At 60.4% G+C, this 20,856-nt stretch carries 40 protein-coding genes and 1 tRNA gene; 34 read left to right on the top strand and 7 right to left on the bottom strand.

Annotated features, from left to right (window positions below):
- Nucleotides 1-110: 110 nt before the first annotated feature.
- Genes GYM67_RS04130 through GYM67_RS04120 form a run of 3 tightly spaced genes read right to left on the bottom strand, consistent with a single transcriptional unit; the run spans nt 111 to nt 1,590 of the window.
- Nucleotides 111-770 (bottom strand): PASTA domain-containing protein, encoded by a 660-nt coding sequence (locus GYM67_RS04130; protein ID WP_220237247.1) that lies wholly within the window; start codon nt 768-770, stop codon nt 111-113.
- Nucleotides 771-785: 15 nt separating this feature from the next.
- A complete protein-coding gene (locus GYM67_RS04125; RefSeq protein ID WP_220237246.1) occupies nt 786-1,184 on the bottom strand; it encodes an ImmA/IrrE family metallo-endopeptidase in 399 nt (132 codons plus the stop codon).
- 22 nt (nt 1,185-1,206) lie between these two features.
- Nucleotides 1,207-1,590, bottom strand: coding sequence for a hypothetical protein (locus tag GYM67_RS04120; RefSeq protein WP_220237245.1), 384 nt, complete (start codon nt 1,588-1,590; stop codon nt 1,207-1,209).
- A gap of 122 nt (nt 1,591-1,712) precedes the next feature.
- Here GYM67_RS04120 and GYM67_RS04115 point away from each other — a divergent pair, with 122 nt between their 5' ends.
- Nucleotides 1,713-1,961 (top strand): hypothetical protein, encoded by a 249-nt coding sequence (locus GYM67_RS04115; RefSeq protein ID WP_220237244.1) that lies wholly within the window; start codon nt 1,713-1,715, stop codon nt 1,959-1,961.
- A gap of 47 nt (nt 1,962-2,008) precedes the next feature.
- On the opposite strand, the gene GYM67_RS04110 is transcribed toward GYM67_RS04115, so the two are convergent.
- Together GYM67_RS04110 and GYM67_RS04105 are read right to left on the bottom strand one after the other, a co-directional pair.
- Nucleotides 2,009-2,149 carry a hypothetical protein gene (locus GYM67_RS04110; RefSeq protein WP_220237243.1) on the bottom strand — a complete coding sequence of 47 codons (141 nt, stop codon included), beginning with the start codon at nt 2,147-2,149 and terminating at the stop codon, nt 2,009-2,011.
- 42 nt (nt 2,150-2,191) lie between these two features.
- Nucleotides 2,192-2,362, bottom strand: a complete 171-nt coding sequence (locus GYM67_RS04105; RefSeq protein ID WP_220237242.1) for a hypothetical protein — start codon at nt 2,360-2,362, stop codon at nt 2,192-2,194.
- 89 nt (nt 2,363-2,451) lie between these two features.
- Here GYM67_RS04105 and GYM67_RS04100 point away from each other — a divergent pair, with 89 nt between their 5' ends.
- Nucleotides 2,452-2,661 carry a hypothetical protein gene (locus tag GYM67_RS04100; RefSeq protein WP_220237241.1) on the top strand — a complete coding sequence of 70 codons (210 nt, stop codon included), beginning with the start codon at nt 2,452-2,454 and terminating at the stop codon, nt 2,659-2,661.
- Between the two features lie 13 nt (nt 2,662-2,674).
- Here the strand turns inward: GYM67_RS04100 and GYM67_RS04095 are convergent, their stop codons facing one another.
- A complete protein-coding gene (locus tag GYM67_RS04095; RefSeq protein WP_220237240.1) occupies nt 2,675-3,301 on the bottom strand; it encodes a beclin/Apg6 coiled-coil domain-containing protein in 627 nt (208 codons plus the stop codon).
- 48 nt (nt 3,302-3,349) lie between these two features.
- On the opposite strand from GYM67_RS04095, the gene GYM67_RS04090 reads away from it, so the two are divergent.
- Complete coding sequence (locus tag GYM67_RS04090; RefSeq protein WP_220237239.1) at nt 3,350-3,523, top strand: hypothetical protein; 174 nt, start codon at nt 3,350-3,352, stop codon at nt 3,521-3,523.
- A 23-nt stretch (nt 3,524-3,546) separates the two neighbouring features.
- Here the strand turns inward: GYM67_RS04090 and GYM67_RS04085 are convergent, their stop codons facing one another.
- A complete protein-coding gene (locus tag GYM67_RS04085; RefSeq protein ID WP_220237238.1) occupies nt 3,547-3,780 on the bottom strand; it encodes a hypothetical protein in 234 nt (77 codons plus the stop codon).
- 206 nt (nt 3,781-3,986) lie between these two features.
- Here GYM67_RS04085 and GYM67_RS04080 point away from each other — a divergent pair, with 206 nt between their 5' ends.
- The 31 genes from GYM67_RS04080 (at nt 3,987) to GYM67_RS03930 (ending at nt 20,855) form a co-directional block, all read left to right on the top strand.
- Nucleotides 3,987-4,409: a hypothetical protein gene (locus GYM67_RS04080; protein ID WP_220237237.1), complete on the top strand. Its 423-nt coding sequence runs from the start codon at nt 3,987-3,989 to the stop codon at nt 4,407-4,409.
- A complete protein-coding gene (locus GYM67_RS04075) occupies nt 4,400-4,804 on the top strand; it encodes a hypothetical protein (protein WP_220237236.1) in 405 nt (134 codons plus the stop codon). Before GYM67_RS04080 ends, GYM67_RS04075 begins: the two co-directional genes overlap by 10 nt.
- Nucleotides 4,785-5,018, top strand: coding sequence for a hypothetical protein (locus GYM67_RS04070; protein WP_220237235.1), 234 nt, complete (start codon nt 4,785-4,787; stop codon nt 5,016-5,018). Before GYM67_RS04075 ends, GYM67_RS04070 begins: the two co-directional genes overlap by 20 nt.
- Nucleotides 5,012-5,296, top strand: a complete 285-nt coding sequence (locus tag GYM67_RS09335) for a DivIVA domain-containing protein (RefSeq protein ID WP_220237234.1) — start codon at nt 5,012-5,014, stop codon at nt 5,294-5,296. Before GYM67_RS04070 ends, GYM67_RS09335 begins: the two co-directional genes overlap by 7 nt.
- Entirely contained in the window at nt 5,283-5,426 is a 144-nt protein-coding gene (locus tag GYM67_RS04060) for a hypothetical protein (RefSeq protein ID WP_220237233.1), read from the top strand. Before GYM67_RS09335 ends, GYM67_RS04060 begins: the two co-directional genes overlap by 14 nt.
- Nucleotides 5,419-5,853: a single-stranded DNA-binding protein gene (gene ssb, locus GYM67_RS04055; RefSeq protein WP_220237232.1), complete on the top strand. Its 435-nt coding sequence runs from the start codon at nt 5,419-5,421 to the stop codon at nt 5,851-5,853. Before GYM67_RS04060 ends, ssb begins: the two co-directional genes overlap by 8 nt.
- Nucleotides 5,834-6,061, top strand: coding sequence for a hypothetical protein (locus GYM67_RS04050; protein WP_220237231.1), 228 nt, complete (start codon nt 5,834-5,836; stop codon nt 6,059-6,061). Before ssb ends, GYM67_RS04050 begins: the two co-directional genes overlap by 20 nt.
- A complete protein-coding gene (locus GYM67_RS04045) occupies nt 6,046-6,183 on the top strand; it encodes a hypothetical protein (RefSeq protein WP_220237230.1) in 138 nt (45 codons plus the stop codon). Before GYM67_RS04050 ends, GYM67_RS04045 begins: the two co-directional genes overlap by 16 nt.
- Nucleotides 6,180-6,365: a hypothetical protein gene (locus tag GYM67_RS04040; protein ID WP_220237229.1), complete on the top strand. Its 186-nt coding sequence runs from the start codon at nt 6,180-6,182 to the stop codon at nt 6,363-6,365. Before GYM67_RS04045 ends, GYM67_RS04040 begins: the two co-directional genes overlap by 4 nt.
- On the top strand, nt 6,362-7,297 hold the full coding sequence (locus tag GYM67_RS04035; RefSeq protein WP_220237228.1) for a hypothetical protein: 936 nt from the start codon (nt 6,362-6,364) through the stop codon (nt 7,295-7,297). Before GYM67_RS04040 ends, GYM67_RS04035 begins: the two co-directional genes overlap by 4 nt.
- Entirely contained in the window at nt 7,294-8,019 is a 726-nt protein-coding gene (locus GYM67_RS04030) for a 3'-5' exonuclease family protein (protein WP_220237227.1), read from the top strand. Before GYM67_RS04035 ends, GYM67_RS04030 begins: the two co-directional genes overlap by 4 nt.
- Before the next feature lie 49 nt (nt 8,020-8,068).
- Entirely contained in the window at nt 8,069-8,452 is a 384-nt protein-coding gene (locus GYM67_RS04025) for a hypothetical protein (RefSeq protein ID WP_258561571.1), read from the top strand.
- Complete coding sequence (locus GYM67_RS04020) at nt 8,445-8,795, top strand: hypothetical protein (RefSeq protein WP_198190733.1); 351 nt, start codon at nt 8,445-8,447, stop codon at nt 8,793-8,795. The genes GYM67_RS04025 and GYM67_RS04020 overlap by 8 nt, the downstream gene beginning before the upstream one ends.
- Nucleotides 8,792-9,100: a hypothetical protein gene (locus tag GYM67_RS04015; RefSeq protein ID WP_220237226.1), complete on the top strand. Its 309-nt coding sequence runs from the start codon at nt 8,792-8,794 to the stop codon at nt 9,098-9,100. The genes GYM67_RS04020 and GYM67_RS04015 overlap by 4 nt, the downstream gene beginning before the upstream one ends.
- Nucleotides 9,097-9,501 (top strand): hypothetical protein, encoded by a 405-nt coding sequence (locus GYM67_RS04010; RefSeq protein ID WP_220237225.1) that lies wholly within the window; start codon nt 9,097-9,099, stop codon nt 9,499-9,501. The genes GYM67_RS04015 and GYM67_RS04010 overlap by 4 nt, the downstream gene beginning before the upstream one ends.
- Nucleotides 9,498-9,647 carry a hypothetical protein gene (locus GYM67_RS04005; protein ID WP_220237224.1) on the top strand — a complete coding sequence of 50 codons (150 nt, stop codon included), beginning with the start codon at nt 9,498-9,500 and terminating at the stop codon, nt 9,645-9,647. The genes GYM67_RS04010 and GYM67_RS04005 overlap by 4 nt, the downstream gene beginning before the upstream one ends.
- The gene (locus GYM67_RS04000; protein ID WP_220237223.1) at nt 9,644-10,357 is read left to right on the top strand and encodes a hypothetical protein; all 714 of its coding nucleotides are present in this window, start codon (nt 9,644-9,646) and stop codon (nt 10,355-10,357) included. Before GYM67_RS04005 ends, GYM67_RS04000 begins: the two co-directional genes overlap by 4 nt.
- Nucleotides 10,358-10,588: 231 nt before the next feature.
- Entirely contained in the window at nt 10,589-11,596 is a 1,008-nt protein-coding gene (locus GYM67_RS03995; protein WP_220237222.1) for a hypothetical protein, read from the top strand.
- 14 nt (nt 11,597-11,610) lie between these two features.
- Nucleotides 11,611-12,219, top strand: a complete 609-nt coding sequence (locus GYM67_RS03990; RefSeq protein WP_220237221.1) for a hypothetical protein — start codon at nt 11,611-11,613, stop codon at nt 12,217-12,219.
- Between the two features lie 548 nt (nt 12,220-12,767).
- Nucleotides 12,768-12,950 carry a hypothetical protein gene (locus tag GYM67_RS03985; RefSeq protein WP_220237220.1) on the top strand — a complete coding sequence of 61 codons (183 nt, stop codon included), beginning with the start codon at nt 12,768-12,770 and terminating at the stop codon, nt 12,948-12,950.
- A complete protein-coding gene (locus GYM67_RS03980; RefSeq protein ID WP_220237219.1) occupies nt 12,934-13,281 on the top strand; it encodes an HNH endonuclease in 348 nt (115 codons plus the stop codon). Before GYM67_RS03985 ends, GYM67_RS03980 begins: the two co-directional genes overlap by 17 nt.
- Nucleotides 13,282-13,437: 156 nt before the next feature.
- Entirely contained in the window at nt 13,438-13,914 is a 477-nt protein-coding gene (locus GYM67_RS03975) for a recombination protein NinG (protein WP_220237218.1), read from the top strand.
- Complete coding sequence (locus tag GYM67_RS03970; RefSeq protein ID WP_220237217.1) at nt 13,886-15,328, top strand: terminase; 1,443 nt, start codon at nt 13,886-13,888, stop codon at nt 15,326-15,328. The genes GYM67_RS03975 and GYM67_RS03970 overlap by 29 nt, the downstream gene beginning before the upstream one ends.
- Complete coding sequence (locus tag GYM67_RS03965; protein ID WP_220237216.1) at nt 15,325-16,776, top strand: phage portal protein; 1,452 nt, start codon at nt 15,325-15,327, stop codon at nt 16,774-16,776. Before GYM67_RS03970 ends, GYM67_RS03965 begins: the two co-directional genes overlap by 4 nt.
- On the top strand, nt 16,751-18,019 hold the full coding sequence (locus tag GYM67_RS03960) for a VG15 protein (RefSeq protein WP_220237215.1): 1,269 nt from the start codon (nt 16,751-16,753) through the stop codon (nt 18,017-18,019). Before GYM67_RS03965 ends, GYM67_RS03960 begins: the two co-directional genes overlap by 26 nt.
- 83 nt (nt 18,020-18,102) lie before the next feature.
- Nucleotides 18,103-18,187 (top strand) — tRNA-Tyr (locus GYM67_RS03955).
- A 52-nt stretch (nt 18,188-18,239) separates the two neighbouring features.
- Nucleotides 18,240-18,854, top strand: a complete 615-nt coding sequence (locus GYM67_RS03950; protein WP_220237214.1) for a hypothetical protein — start codon at nt 18,240-18,242, stop codon at nt 18,852-18,854.
- Nucleotides 18,855-18,880: 26 nt separating this feature from the next.
- On the top strand, nt 18,881-19,837 hold the full coding sequence (locus GYM67_RS03945; RefSeq protein ID WP_220237213.1) for a major capsid protein: 957 nt from the start codon (nt 18,881-18,883) through the stop codon (nt 19,835-19,837).
- A complete protein-coding gene (locus tag GYM67_RS03940; protein ID WP_220237212.1) occupies nt 19,830-20,117 on the top strand; it encodes a hypothetical protein in 288 nt (95 codons plus the stop codon). The genes GYM67_RS03945 and GYM67_RS03940 overlap by 8 nt, the downstream gene beginning before the upstream one ends.
- 8 nt (nt 20,118-20,125) lie before the next feature.
- Nucleotides 20,126-20,545, top strand: coding sequence for a Gp19/Gp15/Gp42 family protein (locus tag GYM67_RS03935; RefSeq protein ID WP_220237211.1), 420 nt, complete (start codon nt 20,126-20,128; stop codon nt 20,543-20,545).
- Entirely contained in the window at nt 20,532-20,855 is a 324-nt protein-coding gene (locus GYM67_RS03930) for a hypothetical protein (RefSeq protein WP_220237210.1), read from the top strand. The genes GYM67_RS03935 and GYM67_RS03930 overlap by 14 nt, the downstream gene beginning before the upstream one ends.
- Nucleotide 20,856 lies beyond the last annotated feature (1 nt).

The following is a 20,856-nucleotide window of genomic DNA, read 5'->3' as shown; positions in this document are numbered from 1 at the left end:
GGTTCGCTCCATTCCGCCCCGACGCTAGAATGAAGCGTGAGGCATTTCGCATTGATTTGTTCTCACCGCCCCGTCGCATGGCAGTGCAGACGGGGCATTTTTGGGTCGCCCTACTGGGCCGTCCAGCCGAACACTTCCGGTTTGTCGTTGGATCCGCGCACATTGCAGTTCACGGTCACATCACGCTTCGCGTTGTACTCGTTCTTCACCGTGGCCCCGAACTGGAGCAGCACGCTGTCTGGGGACCATATCGGCTCAGCCGCATCTGTTATGAAATGCGGTTTGAACCCGTAAGGGAACTCCTGCTTACCTCTTTGCCTGCAAGCCAACAGGGCGTATGTCTGGGTAAGACCACCCGATGTGGACTTCTCTGCGCTGGGAGCGGGCGTGTTCTGCTGCTGCGCCTTTTTCTCAGCCATTTCCTTCTGCTGCTGCGCCTTTTTCTCAGCCATTTCCTTCTGCTGCTGCTCGTTTTTCTCACGGAACTCATCCATGGAGCTCTTCACCGTGAGCTTCACTTTCGTATCATCGGTCTTGGTGCCCCCCTTGGGGTCCTGACCCGTGACCGTGCCATCGAATGCGATGCGGTCGGTCCCATCCTTGGCATCGTACGTGAACCCTGCCTTCGACAAAGTCGCGGTGGCTTCCGAGAAGCTTTTCCCCGTCACGTCAGGCACCTCCTTCTGAGTGTCGCAGGCGGACAGGCTCAGCACCATCGTCAAAGCCCCAATCACGGCCACGATACCGCGAGCGCATATTCCAGTCTTCATCCGTTCTCCCTCTCGTCAGGCCCTGACGTTGTTGTCGAGCCACATTCTGTAATCATTGATAACTTGGACGGTCACGCCCAGCTCCGAGGCTATTAAAAACATGTCACCGTCATATGTGGCCTCGGCGCTCGCATACTCCACTGGATCCACGAGGCGCAAGGCTGTCTCCTTGCGGGCCCGGCGCTCGCCTTTTGCGCCGGCCAGTCCGCAGCCCGAGTCGTGGTGTTTGGCGTGCACGAGCTCGTGGCAGAGGGTGCAGCGGTATTGCCATTCGGACAGGCAATTATTCAGCATAATCGTGCGGTTCTCATCCCAGTAAAATCCGCATAAATCCGGGATAAGTGCACGCTCTTCAACCCTGACTTGAAGCATCATTGCTTCGCGCAATAATTCAGCTATATCAGGATGTTTCATGCCCGCTTTCTCCCTCTGAATCTCAATCTCGTGGAGTCTCCCTTTCCATTGCCGCATTCGGATCGTGCAGAGCGGCGATATCGAAATCTTCCGGATGAGCCGCAACCTGATCCAGCAATTTATCCAGCCCGTCAGCTCTTGTGTTAGGCTCTTCGGCTGTTGTCTCCAACATCCGCATGACAGAAGATGCTTCAAGACCAACCAAGCGACAAAGGCCGATAAATTCATCTATGGTTGGGACGCCGGCTGTCATATTGAGCAGGCCACCGAGCCGACCATGCTTAATCCCCGTTAGTCTCTCAATAGTTCTTAGGGATAACTTACGTGGATCTTCTTTGATACGGCGATTGATATAGACAACAAACCTCTTGTCTACATCCGACCATGTCCGACCTTTTAATGCCATGTCTCAACAATAACCAATTGTCCAAATAATTCGACAAACGGCGTGTTGGACTTGTCACAATGACCAAATATTTGTACAGTTTTCCTATGACTAAAAATTTAGACACATTGACTTCGTTGACGATGGACGAACTTCTTCGAACTAAAAGGGCCAGCGGTATCAGCAATGTGCAACTGGGACAAGTCCTAGGTCTCAACCGTCAGTCTGTCGGTGCCAGATTCAACAAACAGCACAACATGTCTCTGGACGAGTTCATCGGGACGGCAAAGGCTGCTGGAGTGCTACCCTCCGAAATCCTCCGGCGCGCAGAGGAGCGCTCAACAACGAAAATCGATGCAACACCTTCGGCGCTCGCAGAAGAGGAGGAGTAATGTCGCAGGTTTACCAGAAGACGGCGGGAAGGCCACTCGCTAATGAATCAACTGGCCCGTTTGCTGGTGTACGAGATGTCATCGGTGACGAACCGGGAAACAGCCGGACTGTGGACGCCCCCATGTCGGCAGAAGAGTTCGAGAGGCAGCACCCCGCCATGCTGGGCGCAGTGCAGAACGTCGTCCACCGGGAGATGGAGCTCTCCTCAATGAACGACAAGAGACACATATCAGGGGATGTTCAACGCCTTCTTGATCTTCAACTGGTCGTTACGTATATACCTCTGGTACTCGGCTATGCCCTGCACAGCATCAGCCAACGCGACCAGCGCCCGCTGAGTGTTTCCAAATTGCGCGGCCTCCCGGGCATCCTTCGCCGAGTCAATAGGGTCTTGCTGCATTCCCTCACCTCCCTCCTTTGCGTAAGTGCCCTCATTGTCTCATTCAGACATCACGTTAAACACCCGACGTCGGCAGTAGAGAAGGCGCGATGACTTCCGTGAGGGTAACGCCAGACAAGGAGAATGCGGCAATCGTCAACGACCTGTTGCACGAGCCGGCAATCTCGCCCACTTCCGGATTGACTGACGCCCCCATCTCCTTTGAGTCCTTCGGTGCCGGCAAGTGTCTGGTGACGTACGAGAAATACAAGATTGTCAGCACCGAGGACGTTCGACAATTTATGGGAGGACTGTTATGAACGTCGCCACGTGTCACACCGGCCGACGTGTGGTCCTTAAGTCCGTACTGCCGACGAAGCGCCAGCTGATTTTGATGGCTGCAGTACCCATGCCGGTATCTGGTACGAAGCAGTCGATTCCGTCTCCGGCACCGCAGTCGAAAGGCACATGGCTGTCGAAACTGAACGGGAGCTGGTCATCGTCTGGTCCGACCTTTTCGACCACAACGTCTCTCGGCCCCTCGTTGGTCACACGGTACTGCTTACCTCGAACCTTGACCGCAGGACCCCAGGGATCGGAATCAGTCGGGTTGGCTTGCTCGAAAAGCCGGTTCGCTTCCTCGAGCTGGTCCAACTGCCCCTGCAACGCTTCCGCTGCCTTGCGCTGCTCTTCCAACTGCGCCTTCAGCGTGTGCTCACGCTCTTTCGAGTTGTCAAGCTCTTTCTGCTTGGCTTCCATGCTCTCGGCATCCTGCTTCCGGACGCGCAAACCATTTATAACCCACCCGGCAACGGCCACGACCAAGGTCAGAACCCAACCGCCCACCGTGGCAGCATTACCGCCGACCCAATCCCAGACCGCACCCATAAAACAAAACCCCCGATCCTCTACCCAACCACAAACAACACCACATAAGACCAACAACCACAACTGCGGCATCGACGACCCCTTGTCTCAATCATCAGGGCTCGCAGAAAAGGGGAAGCAATGAAGACCAAAACCGTGAAAATCATGTTTAAATCTACGGCGGTGCTGCTTGGATCAGGCGTGGCCGCCATCGGTGTCGGCATTGCCATCGCTGCCACGCTCCGCGCCACCGCAGAATTCAACTCCACCGACCGTCTCCTGAATGTCATAGACAAGGTCGGGGGCGTCCGATGACTTCCGTCAGCGCCGACCACGTCTCAATAGATTGTGCCTTTCTGCCTGGTCACCGAATCCACGAACCAAAAAGGAATGACACTTGGGTTTATTGCAACCTGAAGTTCCGGCCCGGTAGATGCCTTTCTGGCCTTCACAAAAACAGTCGTGCCTTCTTTGGCTGCTCGGGCAAGGTTCTCCATGAGATCTTTCGGATTCTCACTGTCGGCGAGCAGCCAGGCTTCTCTCTTATTCCCCAGGAACAGACCATTGACCATTGATTCTTCCCCTTCGATGGGAGCCGTACCGGATATACGGCTTCGCTATCCATCTTAGGGGATCGTCGGGGCGGTTTTCCCCGCCGCCCCGGCCTCACTTTTACAAAAGAAAAGAAGAAACCGCTGGTGACGCAGCGGCTTCATAGACAAGAAAGTTGGTTATTCCAATGTCTGGAAACAGTATACCCGCCAAACCAAAGCAGGGCATGGAAAAGCCCAAACAGGCCACGCTAAAGATGCTGCTGTTCTCCCACAGAAAGGAACCGCCAGCCTTGCCGCTCTTGTACCAGCGCGGCGACGCGGGCGAACAGACCCTGCTGAAAACCCAGCTATCAACCGATGGAAACGAGAAGACCGAAATGAGCTGCCAATGGCCGGCGAATGAGCAAACCGCCCATCACTGTATAGATAGCGGCGAAAGCGACAGAGCTCATCAAGGAGGGACAGCGATGAAAGCGTTCCTGTTCCTGTTGGCGGGGTCTGCTGGCCTGCTGCTCGCAGGCTGGGGGTCGACGTGGCTGGCGTACGCGCTCACCAGAGGTGTGCTCTCATTGGCGCACCTGGCGGCAGCCGTTGCCGGCCTGGCCCTGGCTTGGTACGGGCTGGGGAGGTGGGATCTGTGCGACTGAGGCAACCCACGATAGAGGATCTGCTGGAGGCACCCACCCGTGAGGGTGACCCGTCCACCAGCTTCGAGGCGGCCGGCCGGGTGAAGACCAAGGAGAAGCAGCGGCTGACCCTGGAGGCGTTGCTGGAACTGCGTCGGCACAACGCCGCACCTGTCGAGGCATGGCGGGTGCATCGCAGGGCCCAGAGGATCCATGAACGGCGGCACCCGCAGGTCCGCCCGCTGGGCGAGTCCACGATCCGCACGCGCCTGTCCGAGCTGTGCCGGCTGGGCCTGGTGGAGGTCGCGGACCAGGGGGGCCGCAGCGAGGCTGGCGGCAGGTGCTCGCGCTACCGGCTGACACGCGCCGGCATGGCAGAGGCGAAGGAGGTGCGCGATGGAAGCCAGGACGATTGAACGCTCCGGGGCCGAGACGCCATGGTCTCCCCGGCGGGTTTCCGCATATCTGGGGATCCCGGTCAAGACCCTCGCCCTGTGGCGGTTCGAGGGCCGGGAGTTGCACGAGTACTACAAGCTGGGCCGAGCCGTCAGGTACGACCCGGCTGTGGTGCGGGCGTACAAGGCCGGTGCCCTGCGCCAGGGCACCGCGGAGGGAGGCGGCGAATGCTGACACCCAAGGATGTGCATGACAAGGAGTTCGATACCCATCGCCTGCGTGAGGGCTACGACACGGATCAGGTCGATGCCTTCCTGAACGAGGTGGCGGACACCATCGCCGTGGCCGGCTGCGCGTGGGCCGGCGAGCGCAGCAGGCGGATGGCCGCCGAGTCGCGCTACCTGATGCAGCAGTCACGGGCCAAAGCGGCCTGGCTGTCCAGGGCCCGACGCTCCCGCAGGGGCACGGGCCTGTCGACGGCGTTGGAGAGGTGCTGGCGTGAGCGCGGTTGAGCGCCTGCTGGTGCATTTCTGCCGGTACCCGTCCTTCCGGGCGGCCTTGTCAAAGAGCGACCTGGTGATGTGGCGTCGATTGGACCTGATGCGCCAGGGCATCGAATGGAAAGAGGAATCGAATGATTAACGAAGCAGCCGTGAGCGTGCACGGCAACCTGACCGCGGCCCCCGAGCTGCGTACGACGGGAACAGGCAAACGGGTGGCGGGGTTCACCATCGCTTCCACGCCCCGGGCCTACAACAGGCAGTCGAAACAGTGGGAGGACGGACAGACCGTGTTCCTGCGCTGCACCGCCTGGGAGGGGCTGGCCGAGCATATCGCCGCCAGCCTTGACAAGGGCAGCGCGGTGCTCGCCACCGGCAGGCTCTCCCAACGCTCATACACCACTAAGGACGGGACGGAGCGCACCGTGATCGAGATGACCGTGGACGATCTGGGCCCCAGCCTGCTCAGGTCCACCGTCCAGGTGACACGGGCCCACAGCGATCCGGGATTCCAGGGAGCCGGAGACGGATGCGGGTTCGGGAGCGACGATGGCCAACCCGAGTTCTGAGCCCCGCGTGCTGCCGTTGGAGAAGCACCAGATCCGCTGGGCGGTCCACGAATACTACGACCGCGACGGCGGCATGAGCGCCTGGCATGCCTTCGACCGCTGGTTCGGCCAGGTCAAAGCCAAGGCCTGGGAGGAAGGGAGGCTTTCCGCGGAAACCTCCAGGCGTCTCCCCAACCCATACAAGGAGAGCTCATGGGGCAGACGATAGCAGCCATCATCCTGCTGGCGGCAGCCATAGGCATCGCCTGGGCCGCCGGCAGGGACCACGACGAACAGGAACCCGGACCGCGCCCGCGGGACGGGGAGGAGCCTACAGAGGAGCAATCATGAGCAAACGGTGCGAAAGCCCTAAGGGCGAGGATATGAATGGCAGGCGCGTGCGGGGCGAGGCCTGCATGTGCCTTGCGGCGGATGAACAGTGGGCTGCCGATGCCGACAGGCAGGCGCTCCAGCGCGACATGATGACCCCCGCCCGGTCCACGCCTGTGCGTTTCAAGGATGCCCGGTCATGAAGGTCGGCTTCGCGCAGTTGCGCAACGACCTGTGGACGAACGAAAAGATGCGGCGCATCGCGCAGGAGCATCCCAAGGAGTTCGCCCTGTGGGTCATCTCAATCAGTTTCTGCAGCGACAAGCTCACCGACGGCCGGATCTCCGATTACGCGATCTCTGAGCTGCTGGGAGTGAAAAAACGACAGAAAGAACGCATGTTCGAGCTCGGCCTGTGGGACGAAACCGAAGACGGAGCGTGCGTGCATGACTACCTGGAATCGCAGAACTCACGAGAGGAAATCGAACAGATGAAAACGTCAAACGCCAAGCGACAAGCCAAACACCGGGCAAAACAACGCAAGGATAACGCCGACGGTAATGCGTTACGTAACAGTCCCTATAACAGGCAAGTAACGGATACAAACCTAAAACCTAAAACCAAAAACCAAAAAGAGAGAGAAAAAGAGAACCCCTCCCCCTCCGATGATGATGGTCACTGGCCCGACGTGGATGCGTGGCATCCGTCGCCGTCCTGCTACCAGCGGGCGGTGGAGCTCCGGGAGCGTGGGCTGCCTTTCGTGGACGTGCCGGACCTGGAGGCCGAGTTCCGCGACGCCATCAAAGCCAAAGGCATCCGGCATTACGGCTACCGGGACCTGGATGCCGCGTTCGCCTCATGGATCACAAAGCGCGCCAAGAGCCTGCGCGACGAGCGACAGGCAGCCACCCCGGGCCTGCCGGCCACAGCCGATGCAATCCCCGCCAAGCCACACAAGCACACCTGGAAGTGTGCCCACGTGCTGGACCTGCTGCGCTGCGAGGACGGCGAAAGCCCGGACGTCGACCTGGGCTGCCACCTGGCCGACCTGCTGAACACAGGAACCAGCCCGGACCAAGCCCTGGAACAGCTGGGACTGCCCACCCGGTCGGACGAACTCAAGGAGATCGCATGAGCGGCAACCATCGAAGCAACCTGCCACACCGACTGCTATGGATCGACGTGGAAACCACCGGCCTGAACCCGGTCTCCGATCTGCTCCTGGAGATGGAGATGCGGGTGACGGACCTGCAGGCCAAGCAAGTGAAAACAAGCCTGCACACAGTCATCGCCCCCCGACGCATCCACACAGACGGGCCGTCGGCATGGGCACAGCGCACGCACAGGGACAACAGGCTGCTGGAAGAAAGCCGAACCGGACTCAAGCAAGCCTCAGCCCAACGCATGTTCGCAGCCTGGCTCCGCCGCCAAACCAAACAAGCCATCCTGCATCCGGCAGGGTCAAGCGTCCACTTCGACACCAAATGGCTGGACCAAACCATGCCAGGCCTGCTCGAAAACACAAGCCACCAACACATGGACGTATCCAGCCTGCGCATCCTCCTCAATACCATCCGCCCGGCGCTCGCACACCGCATCCGCGAGCGCATACCCGCCACCGATCACCGCACGTCTCATTGCCTGGACCGGGACATCGCAGAGTACCAGATGATGCTGGACGGCCTGAAAGCCGCTGGCGGTGGGCGCTCGCCGCTGGCGGAGGCTTTGAGTGGAAGCGAGGTCCATGGTTTTCAGACTGAGCACCCGTTTGACAAGCCCAGCCGTGATTCCGAGGCGGAGATGCCGCAGGGAGGCCACTATCCGCCGGATGACCTGTGGAATGGGGGCCGGTTATGAGCCAGCGCTGTTCCCATGTGTGGTTGTGGAAGATGTGGGAGGAGCAGGCTTGAGCAACCAACCCAGCGAACAGGTCAAACGCCTGGTGGACCGGCGCGACAACTGGCGGTGCGTGCGTTGCGGCAAGCCCTTGGGCTCCACCTGGATGAACCGGCACCATCGCAGGATGCGTTCGCACCGGTGGCCCGGCCTGCATGAGGCGTCCAACCTGATTCTGTTGTGCGGGTCCGGGGACAGCGGCTGCCATGGCGACGTGCACGGGAGTGCTACGGCCGAGGCATACGAGAAGGGCTGGCTGGTGCACGCCTGGCAGGACCATCCCGAGATGGTGCCTGTCCTGACCCGCCAGCATGGCTGGGTGCTCCTGGACGACCAAGGCGGATGGACACCGGTACAGATACCGACGGACACGGAAGGAGTCAATCATGAGTGAGACGAGGAGGAACAAGGGCGTGGACGCGCTGGTCCCGGACGAGGCCACCCCGGAGATGCTGGTGGAGCTGCTGCCCAAGGCGCAGGGCATCCTCAAGGCCTCTGCCTCCTACCTGGCCCTGGTGCGCAGGGCCATGGACTCCAAGACCAAGCAGGAGCACCTGCAACGCTGGGGCGACATCGACCCGATCACTGAAGTGGTCTACGACACCGCCGGTCTGGCCCAGCGGACCCTGGACGCGGGCCTGGCCATCGAGACCATGCTCTCCAAACCCCTCAAATCACGCGAAGTGGTCATGCTCGCCGACCTGCGTAGCAGCCTGGAAGGAATCGACCAGCAATGAACGATGAACTGAAACAGGCCGGCCCTGCCCCTCGCCCAATTCATCCTCGAACACGTCAAGGATGGAAAGCGATGAGAATCTTGCTGGACGACGGCCTGCACGCCGACCCCGAAGCACAAATGGCTGCGCTGGGGCGGCTGGCGGACGGCCGCGGCTTCTCCGATGCGCCAATGTATGAGCAAAGCGAGTCAGGACTCGTCGACAAATCAGTGGTGAATGAGGAGGGCGAGCTCGATTTCGAACGCTACGCCCGTCTGATAGGTGTGAAACACCCGGACAAGCAGAAGCAGGAGGAGACAGCATGAGCACGACGACACCCGAGGGCAACAGGACTGACCGGAAGACGGGCGTCACCTGGAGCAGCGGCAGAGGCAGCGAAGGCGATTACGCCTGTATCTCGCACGAGTCCTGGTCCGAGCAGAGCGGACAACCGGATGTGGATGTCACCCTGGCTGCAGACAGCCTGCGCCTGAGCATGTCCGGCGACCAATTCGACATGTATGCCATGGTCGACGTACCCACGGCCCGCAGGCTGGCCCAATGGATCCTCGACCACACCCCCTCCCCCGAAGAGCCGCCGGAGCAACACGAACGAGTGTCGGCCCTCCAGGCTGAGGCATGGCGTCAGGGACACCAGGACGGGTACCTGGATTGGTTCACCAGACGGCAGAGCGGCAACCCCTACAACCCCAAGGAGGAAGCATGACCAGCAACGTGCTACGCGAGAGGATCCTCACCTGGGCCCAGGCAAGATACACAGTCGAGCAGACCGCCAAGCTGCTAAGCCAACCGACGGCGAAGAGGCAGACCGTCGTCGACCAGGAACGAACGACAGAGAAGGAGCGCGCATGAACCAGACGGACAGCCAGGACCACGACCACCGGCATCTCGACCAGGACCTGCGCACCTTACGCATCTACCTACCCGACCTACGGCTACTGGCGGCGAAGAAGGCGTCCGTGACAGCCCACAGCTCCCATGCGGGCCTGCGCACCACTGCACCCATTCCCTTGAACGAAGGCGCATGGAACCTCTTGGAGGACATCGAACACTTCGCGTGGAGCCTGGGGCGGGCCGCGGGCGTGCGCCAGCGGCACGTGCCGACCGAGGGCCTGCTGGCCGCCGCGACCAATCGAGTGGACCGCCTGCTCGCCCGGCCTGACGCGCCCATCATCAAGCGGATGGCCGCGACGCTCGTCCAGCGCATGGGCCGACAGTTCGAGCCGCCCGAGGACCATACGCTGATAGGCTACTGTCAGCAGTGCGGGTCCGAGCTTTGGTGCGCCCAGGACGACCTGGAATCCGGCTGGACCGTGTGCCCCTCCTGCGGCCGGACCCTCAAGGTACGTGAAGTCCAGCAGGCCCGCATCCTGCGCCTGGCCTCCTGCGGCACCCAAGGAACAGCAGCCGGACTCAGCCAGCTCCTCAAAAGATGCGGCATTTTTGTCAGACGGAAGACCATCAGCGAATGGAAACGCAGAGGCATAATAAAACCGGTCAAAGAACAAGACGGCTACCCCGTATACCTGCTTTGGGATATCTGGCGAGCCTTCACGAGATAACTGTGGACGTTATTTGACAAAATAGAGTGTGGACGAGCAAATTAATAGTGTCGGGAATTCCAGCAAAGTTATGGCCAACTTCACCAATAATTAAGTGATTACGACATTCCATAACGGGGGCCATCATCTGTACATTATTGATAACCTTCGTCATTATGGCTCTGTGGAGCATATTACGTCAGAATTGAGTTAAGCTTATCGTGTTGGAAGATTACGATAAGGACATCGATTATGGCAAATGTTGCTTTTCGGTTATTTAAAGTGCAAGTGCACAAAAATAATGCTCGTGAACCTTTAGCGGATGGCATAGCTCTTGGCGATCGATCATTTCAACGAGTTGTTATAGACACTATGAACAACCTCAAAGGTCACATTCTTAACACATATCCCAAAATGAGATTAGACGCAAACTCATTTAATACGAACCACACAGCTCAACCTGGCGATCCCTGCTTTCTTATCAAAACCATTCGTCCAATCTCGCCCGAAGTCGTTGAAGTGGGAATTTATAAAGGAAAGTATGGTGATCTCGACTTTCTGGTACGGAATGGCAATCTTGCAAATATTCATAACGATGCCACTGTAAGACGGCTTTTACTGCGCATAGCATTCCCGCAAGGACTCAATTGTTGTTATGTGGCTGCACAGGTAAGAGCAAAAACAGAGGCCTGCTCTCTCTTATTTGCCTATATTTCGTTTTATCTAAAGCTGGCAGCTCACCGCCTTAGCGGAAACGACATAGTGAGAGCTTCTGATTGGTACCGTTTTATCCCAGTTCCTGAAGCTGATGCCCAACGGTTTAACAATGCTGTCGGCAACGCTGAAGTGACGGCTTTTACCCTTGTGAAAAGGGACCCCGGAGCAACAGGGATAGCTCACCAGGAAAAAGTAGTTATGCAATATTCGAATCCCTCCATACAAGCTCAAAGGCGCGGATTGAGGATTCTTCGAACGTTGGCTGCTGCTGCTGTCCGCAATACCGCACACCCACAGGCAATAAACGATATAGCTGCCGTGTTCCCCCGATGGCAGGGGGCGGCTAATGTCAATTGGGATGATGGCTCGGTGACGTTTACCGAGAACGATAAACAGACAACAGTTTCAGCTCTTGCCATAGCTCAGTTATTTGTCTACCCTTTAGGTGATCAAGCAACAATTGGCCAGTTATGGGCTGAAGCTGATACCCATTTACAGCAAATCGGCCAGGCTGATGGAGTGGCAATTCCAACTATCGTCTGAAAGGTGACATAAGAATGTCGGAGCTCGCGCCTTTTGGCATCTACCGAGCACAATGGAGAGCAACCTACCGATTCGACAACCATGATTCGCCAGAAAAAAGACGCCATGTTACGTTCAGCTTTATCCTTATATATGTGCTACCTCCTGTAGTGGCATTTATAAGTTCCTGTGTTTATGCATTTATTATTTCCTCGGATAAATCAGATATGCAACAGCAGAATCTGCTCTCTATCGACGATTCTCTTCTGGCTTCACTTGCTATTCTCTCGGCCGCTTTGATAACCGCATTCAGCCTGTTGGCAAGTTGGAGAAATTCTGTAAGCAAGCAATCTCAGGGAGCTTATGACCATGCCCGTAAACGTTGGCTGCTCGACACGGCATCAGCACACTTGCTGGCAGGTGCATACAGTTCAATCATAGCTTCAATCGTTGTAATACTCACCAAAGCGTTAAATCTGTTAAACAATCCCATAATTGAAGCAATAGGAAATGTCATCGCAATTGGAATTAGCACCCATGTCGCCATGAGTCTTCTTATTGCACTGCCATCTCTCTACTCAGCATATGTACAGCTCAATGATGTTGATTCATTCTTGAACGGACAAAACGACAAAGATATTTAATAGGAAATTCCTACAAAAGAGGAAACCGAATAGTATCTGTTGGATGAAGCTGACAGCTACGGCAACTTCATCTATACTTATTCGCCATCATTCGCTGACTTCTTCTGTGTTTATCCATGCACATGCATCTCATCGCGTCACCAATTCATACACTTTTGCAGAGAGTCCAGCCCAACCGTCCCTCGGTAGGTGACGTGTATGTGATTATCTGCAGCCGGGGCCAATACCGTGCCTTCGTCACACTCAACAAGAACACAGAGCCTGCACTAGCCGTCTCAGCAGACGCACCCCCGCCAAACAATCTTCTTCAGCAACGAACTTTTCGTCGAGCTGTGCTTCGACCGGAAGATGGCACGCGGGAGGTCGTGCAACCAAATTATCTTCAACAAGAGCATGGGCCTGGAAGGACAAACAGGACCTGGCCCAGCTGCTCCAGATTGCCCAAGGTTACCTTGAAGCAAGCCGACCCGTTCAGTTTCCTTCTCAACGAGAACCGTAACTGTAACGAACTCATCAGACACGACCGAGCTTAGACAAAGGAGTAAGCCATGTTCATCGTCAACCATCCCAATCAACCCACTACTCCACTGCCCCGGGCAAAAGGGTACAGGATAGACCGTAAGACCGGCACCCTCACGATCTGGGGGCCACTCTTCAAGACCATCGCGGCCTATCCTCAGGGGTCATGGAGCACCATCAGCCAGACACCTGACAATGGGCAGTCGCAATAACCGTCGGTCCAACGGGTGGCGGCGTGACCAGGTGACGGCCAGGGTCAAGGCGGCCTACGACACCTGCCACCTGTGCGGGCAGCCGGTCGACAAGACCCTGCCGGCGGGCCTGCCAGGCAGTCCCGAGGTCGACGAGCTGGTACCGGTCAGTCGTGGCGGGTCGGCCACCGACTTCTCCAACTGCTTCCTGGCCCATCGCTGGTGCAACCGCATCAGATCCAACCACACCGTGGAATGGGCACGGGAGCGCATCAGACAGCTTCAACAGACCGGCCGTGCCGAGGACATCAGGTCGACATCGTTACCGCTGGAGACCAGCGGCGACTGGTGACCCTGGGGGGAGGACCCCCTGGGTGGCCTGGACGGCAGCCTCGGGTGCAGTGCTGATCTCTCCCCGGGCGATACCAAGGAAAATGAAAAACGTCGCAGGGCACCGAAGCGTCGCATACCGGGAGCCATACTGCCGACTGGCGAGGAGGCAAAGGGCATGAGCCGCGTTAAAACGTCGCACGAGGCCCTGTCCGCCGAAATCCGCAAATGCCCGCAATGCGGCAAGGCTTTCATCCCCTCCCGCAAGGACCAGAAGTACTGCTCGCCGGCCTGCCGCAAAAAGGCCAGCCGCGAACGCACCCGCCCGGCCTCCTCTCCCCGTCAGCCCGCCGGCCAGGCCAAGATCATGCGCCGCCGGCGCAAGGATCCCGAGCGGCTTACCCAGGAAGACTTCGAGGAGATGGTCGACCCGCTGCCCTCCTACGAGGACATGCTGCGCCTGACCGTGCGCCGGCTGAGGAAAGCTATTGAATCCGACAAGACTTCCAGCCGTGACCTGCCCGCCATCTCCAGGCAGCTGCTCGCGGCTTCCAAAGAGCTGCAGGACTACCGGGAGGACGACGACCCGGTCGCCGCTCTGGACGACCAGGAAAGCGAGGCGCAGGATGTCCCGTTCAGCGCCGAAGCTATCTGAGGCCGCCCGCCACCTGCTCATCCCCTCTGGCATCGTCTCCTCGGAATGGCCCAGAGTCAGGCAATTAGCGCAGGCCCTCCTGGGCATCGAGTTCGACTACTGGCAGGACGCGCTGGGCATGCTCATCCTGGCCAAGCGAGCCGACGGAAGGTACGCAGCAGGCATTGGCGGTGTGGTCATGAGCCTGTGCCGGCAGGTGGGCAAGACATTCCTGATCGGATCCATGGTGTTCATGCTGTGCATCCTGCACCCCGGACTCCTGGTCCTGTGGACCGCCCACCGCTCGCGCACCTCGGACGAGACGTTCGGCGACATGCGCTCCATGGCCCGACGCAAAGGCGCACGCCGGCGCATCGCCCGCATCCGCAGCGCCAACGGGCAGCAGGAAGTCGCTTTCGCCAACGGCTCTCGCATCCTGTTCGGGGCCAGGGAACGCGGGTTCGGCCGCGGGTTCAAGGGCGTGGGCATCGTCATCCTGGACGAGGCACAGATCCTGACCGAGACCGCTATGAGCGACATGGTCCCCGCCATGAACACCGCCGACAACGGCCTGCTGATCATGATGGGCACCCCACCCAAGCCCGGCGACCCCAGCGAAGCATTCACCATCCGCCGCCAGGAGGCACTAGCCGGCACCGATGACATGCTCTACCTAGAATTCAGCGCCGACCCCGACGCAGACCCCGACGACCGCAAGCAATGGGCCATGGCCAACCCCTCCTACCCCAAGCGCACGCCGGCCAGCTCGATCCTGCGCCTGCAGAAACAACTCAGCCCTGACAGCTTCCGGCGCGAGGGACTCGGCATCTGGGACACCGTCGCCGCCAGCAGCGCCATCGACCCGGCGCAATGGCGGATGGCGGCCACCGACGAGCCGGACACCGCTGGCCAGGTCGGCTACGCCATCGACATGCCCCCAGACCGCTCGAGCCTGGCCATAGGCGGCTGCGTCAAGCACGCAGACGGCAGCGCCCACATCGAGCTCAAGGCCTTCGAATCCACCCGGTCCAAGGGCAGCGCCTGGGCCGTCGACTGGATTGCCGACCGGTGGCCGCACACCGCTGCCGTCGTCATCGACGGCCAGTCGCCCGCCATGGCCCTCCTGCCCGACCTGAAAGCCCGGCACGTCAAGGTCATCACCACCAGCGCCCCAGACATGGGACGCGCCTGCGGAAGGATGCTGGACATGCTCAGGGACGGCAAACTCACCCACCTGGCCGACGGCAAACAGCCCGCCCTCGACATCGCCGTGGCCAACGCCACCACCCGCAACATCGGCGGCTCAGGAGCAGTCGGCTGGAACAAGCTCGGCTCCGACATCGACATCAGCCCCCTGATCGCGGTGACGCTCGCCCTCTATGGAACAGCGGTCACCAAACGCGACCCCAACCGAAAGCAGAGGCTCATACGATGATCATCCCGCCTCAGACCATCAGCGGCCTGACCAACACTGAGCAGACCCTCTACCGCAGGCTCCTGCGCCGCCTGCTTGAAAAACGCGCCCGCAACCTGATCCGCACCAAATACTACGACGGGCGCAACGAACTCAAGGACATAGGCTACAGCCTGCCGCCCATCGCCAAAGACATCGACATCGTCGTGGGCTGGCCCGAGAAAGCCGTCGAAGCGCTCGCCAACCGTGTGGTCCTGGATGGGGTCACCACCCAGGACGGCTCCGAGCTGTCAAGGCAGGTGTCCGACCTGATGGACGCCAACGGCCTGCTGCAGACCGCCCAGTCCGCGCATACCGACGCGCTCGTGCACTCATGCAGCTTCCTGGCTGCCCTACAGGGCGACACCTCCATCGGCGAGCCCGAAGCCATCATCCAGGAGTTCACCGCGGACGTGGCCACCGGCGTGTGGGACAAGCGCCTGCACGGCCTGGCTGCGGCCCTCCTGCTCGACGTGTCCGACGACGGCAAACTCCTGCAAGGCATGTACCTGATGGACACCGAGCACACCGTCGGCATCGTGCAGTCCGGCCCTGTCTGGCAGGTGTACTCGCGCACAGACCACGCCGGCCAGCGCCTGCCCTGCGAACTGCTGGCCTACAAGCCCGACGCCAAACGCCCCTTCGGCCGCAGCCGCATCAGCCGCACCGTCATGAGCCTGACCGACAGCGCCGTGCGCACCTTTCTGCGTTCCGAGATGCAGGCCGAGCTGTATTCCGTCCCGCCCCGTTACTTTATCGGAGTCAGCGAGGACATGTTCACCGATGAGGATGGGGGCAGGATTCCCAACTGGAAGATCATGCTGGACCAGGTGCTGGCCATCCCCAGCGATGTCGACGGGGAGCAGCCCACCGTCGGTCAGTTCCCGCAGTACAGCTTCGAGCCTCACAGCGCGCAGCTGCGTCAGACAGCCACAATGTTCGCCTCCGCCACCAGCCTGCCGCCAGACGCGATGGGCGTGCTCACCGACAACCCCTCCTCCGCCGAGGCAATCGATAAGGCCCAGAAGGAGCTGTGCCTGACTGCCGAGCAATGCCAGTCCTGGTTCGGCCCCGCCTGGCAGCGCATCATCGCAAGGGCCCAGAACCTGGCCGGCCCCGACGGAACCGCCCAGGCGATCTCCTGCCAGTGGCGCAACCCCGCCACACCGAGCCGGGCCGCGGCAGCAGACGCCGCCGTGAAACTCGTGCAGGCCGGCATCCTTCCGGCCGACAGCGACGTGACCTACGACATGCTCGACCTGTCCGACCGCCAGCGCCGCACCCTGCGCGGCGAGCAGCAGCGCGCAAGAACTCAGGAACGCATCGACCAGCTGAAAGCGACCATGCTGCATGGACCGGAGGTGGATGATGAGTCTCAACGACCTGCATCCAAGCCCGGACCGCATGCGGGAGCTCCAACGGCTGCTTGACCAGGCCCACAAGGACCACCGCAGAAATCTCGATGCCCTCCGCGAGACGGCGGCCGACGAACTGGAGGTGGTCCTCTCACGCGACCCCATGGACGCGAAAGACCTGATAGCCCAGTACGCCAGAGACGCCAGCCAGATGGCCAACGACTACTATGACACCCTGCGCACCCTATGGGCCGAATACGGAGATGCCGACTTCCCCACGTTCGACCACACTGCCCTCATCGACCCCGACCGCACCCTATGGCAGGTCCAGGGCGGATTCAACGATTCGGACTTCGCCGGGCTTACCTACCAGGAGGTCGCCGAACGCCAGTCACGGGCCCGCAAACGCATCGAGGACCTGTGGCCCGACCTGTCGAACCTGGATGACGCACAGCAGTTCATCGCCGAAATGATCGCAGCATCGGAACGCCTGACACTGCAACGCAACATGAGACTGGACCCAACCAAACCCAGATGGGCTAGAGTGCCGGCCGGCCCCACCACCTGCGCCTTCTGCCTCATGCTCGCCTCCCGCGGCTTCGCCTACCTCAGCGAGGAGTCAGCCGGTCTAGGAAACTCCTACCACCCTCACTGCGACTGCCGCATAGTGCCCAGCTGGGGCAAGCAGCACCTCGCCGGCTTCAACCCAGACCGGTACCGCCGCATGTGGGACTCCACAGGCAGCGGCGACTACCGCGAACGCCTGGCACGCATGCGCACCATGTACCCCGAGCAGCTCAAGGATGGGGTCGCCACGGATAGGACACGTACCGCCTGGAAGGACGAACGGCGCATCCTCTCCCTGCAAAACGAAAAACCGCATCCCCAAAGCGTCTGGGACGCCCGCCAGCGAAAACTCGGCATCCCCACATCAAAGGACGTGCTGGAGATGCACGAAATCGTATTCCTCGAACGCTTCGCCAAACTCGGCAACCACTACCGATGGATCCCCAAGGACAGACGAAAGTTCTTGCCCACCAACGACTTCCACTGGAACGAGCAGGACGGCGACTACGAGCTGAAGTCCATGCAAACCGCCAAATACTCGCACATCGCCAAACGCATCTCCGAAGCCGCCAGCAAGGCAGCCAGAAAAGGCGTCACCAAGGACTCCTTCATCATCGACCTAGGCGACACCGAAGTGCCAGACAAGCTCATCAACCAGCTTGCGCTCTATAACCAGCGCACGCAAACACCCATCAAGAGACTATGGATTCTCAGCAACAACGGCCTGAAGGAGGTCACACTGAAAAAGTAGAGCCAGGAGACAATCCCCTGGTTTCCGTAGGTTATTTCACTACCCCGGAGGGCCTCCTGGCACTATCCAAGCTACCACACCCCGGCGGGTTACCCAAGAGGACAACGGGAGCCGACTGTAACTCGGCCGCCTCAGGCTACGCAGGTTCGAATCCTGCACCCGCCACCAGATCCTCTCACAGCACCATCTTTCGCGGACCCCGCACGCCGCGTCGCTAACCGTGCGTCCGACCAATCCAAGGAGAAACCCCATGCACAACCATCCCGTGCCCCGCCGTATCCGCTGCGTCACCAACCCCGACCCCAATCCAGCATCCGGAGGCACACCCGCGACCGAGCCGAAACCCTCGGCCCCGAAACCCGCCGACCCCAAGGCCGGCCGGTCAGACGAGTCCAAGGAATTCAGCCGAGCGCTCGCCAAGCGCGCCGCCGAGATCGAGGCCAGGTACGCCGACTACGACGAAATCAAGTCGAAAGCGGCCAAGCTTGACGAGATCGAAGAGGCGAAAAAGAGCGAGATTGATAAGTTGCGCGAACAGGCCGAGCAGGCGGCCAAGGAACGCGACGAGCTCAAGGCGGCCCATGAACGCGAGCTGCTGCTCGGCTCAATCGCCGATGACACCGGGCTGAGCCGGGAGGTCGTGGCCCTGCTGGCCGGCGAGGGGGACGCGCTCAAGGCGAACGCGCAGAAGCTCCAGGAGGCCATCGGAGAGATCACCGAGAAGCAGCAGGGCACCAAGCCCAAGCTGCCGCCTGCCAACCCGCCGACCGCTGGCGGCGACTGGGGCCGTATGAGCCCCGCCCAGCTGCTGGCCGCCGCCTATGCGGACCAATGAACACCATCTGAAAGGAGCCATCAACCATGGCCGTCACACTAGCCGAATCCGCGAAGCTCTCGCAGGACATGCTCACCAAGGGCGTGCTGGAGACCTTTGTGCAGTCCAGCCCCATCCTGGACCGAATCCCCTTCATGCCGATCGAGGGCAACGCCTTCTCCTACGATGCGGAAGCAAGCCTGCCGGGAGTCGAGTTCCGCAACGTGAACGAGGGATACACCGAGTCCACCGGCACCGTCAACCAGAAGACCGAGTCCCTGCATATCCTGGGCGGCGACGCGGACGTGGACACCTTCATCCAGAAGACCCGCAGCAACCTCAACGACCAGCGGGCCGAGCAGACCGTTCTGAAAACCAAGGCCCTGTCCTACAAATTCCAAGACACCTTCTTCAACGGTGACACCGCCGTGGATCCCAAGGCCTTCGACGGGCTACGCAAACGCCTGGTCGGCAGCCAAGTCCTGGAAGCCGGCGTCAACGGCGCTCCAATCGTGGGCTCCACCACAGCGGAGATCCACGCCTTCCTGGACCATCTGGATGACCTTCTGGCAGCCGTGCCAGGCATCAACGCCCAGAACGGCGCAATCTACGCCAACTCCGCGGTCGTGCGCAAGATCGGATCCGCGCTACGGCACGTAAGCCTGGATGCCGTCCTGGAGGAAGACATCGCCGGCAAGCGGGCCATCCAGTGGAACGGCATCCCCATCCTGGAGGCCGGCACCAACCCGGACGGCACCCAGATCCTCGCACAGTCTGAGACCCAGGGCACAGCGACAGCCACCTCCAGCATCTACGCGGTGCGGTACGGCTCCTCGGAAGGCGACCAGGCGGTCACCGGCTTGACCAACGGGGGCGTCAACGTGCAGGATCTGGGCCAGCTGCAGGACAAGCCCGCCTACCGCACCCGCATCGAGTTCTTCGTCGGGCTTGCCGTTTTCGGCGGCAAGGCAGCTGCACGACTGAAGGGTGTCATCAATGGCTAGCAGGAAGACCGCCGGCGCAGCGGCCAAGAAACAGACTGAATCGGAGCCGACCCAGGCCGTCACCGCGAACGAGCCCGAAGATGCGCAGACCGAGCCCGTGCAGGAAACCCCCGTCGAGGAACCCGACAAAGAGAAGGAGCCGCCTGCAGCCCCCGCCTCTTCCGCGAAGAACGAGCCCGCCGGCCGTTACGAGACCTTCGAAGCCACCCGCCCCGACAAGGTCCGGGTACGCATCACGCGCAACCTAGACACCGGCGAGCAACGGGTGGACGAACTCTAGGAGGAACCATGGGCGGACGAGACGAAACCCCGCAGGACAACGCCTTCACATCCGTTGAGGAGTTGGAATCCGGCTGGCACAAGCTGACCGGGGACCAGCGCAGCAAGGCCGGCGTCCTGCTAGCCCGGGCCTCGCGCAAGATCCGGGCCACCTGCCCCCGGTGGGCCGACTACGAGCTGCAGGAGCCAGGCATCTGCGCCGACATCTGCTGCGCCATGGTCCAACGGGCGCTGTCGGCCGACGAAACCGGTCTGCCAGCAGGCACCAGCCAGGCGAACGAGACCACCGGCCCGTTCACCAGCGGTTACACGTTTAGCAACCCGCTGGGCGACCTCTACCTGCTCGACAGTGAGAAAAGGTCGCTCGGCGTAGGTGCCGCGCGCAGGGCCTTCGTCATTCAGATGGGAGACCCGGTTGGAGACGATTGAGGTTTACCGGGGGCTTGCAGACACCGACGCAGACGGAAACACCATCCAGTCCGGCCTGCACCTTTGGAAAAGCATGCCGGCGCTGGTGGCACCCCTCCAGAAGGACGCCGCCGCCGACACCGACTCGCTGGCGGTCGAATACAACTGCACGCTCTACATCCGCTCCCCCGAGCCCACCGGCATCCGGGAGAGCGATGTGGTCAGGGTCAGGGGGCGCATGGCCCGGATTGAGGGCACTGTGGCCATCTGGCATGACACCGCCGGCCGCCATATCGGCGAGGTCATCAACGTGTCGCTTAAGGAAGGCTGAA

The sequence above is a fragment of the Bifidobacterium asteroides genome (assembly GCF_019469425.1).
In the GTDB taxonomy this organism is placed as follows: domain Bacteria; phylum Actinomycetota; class Actinomycetes; order Actinomycetales; family Bifidobacteriaceae; genus Bombiscardovia; species Bombiscardovia asteroides_I.
The sequence above is the reverse complement of the archived record's forward strand: the minus strand, read 5'-3'. Positions and strand labels throughout refer to the sequence as shown.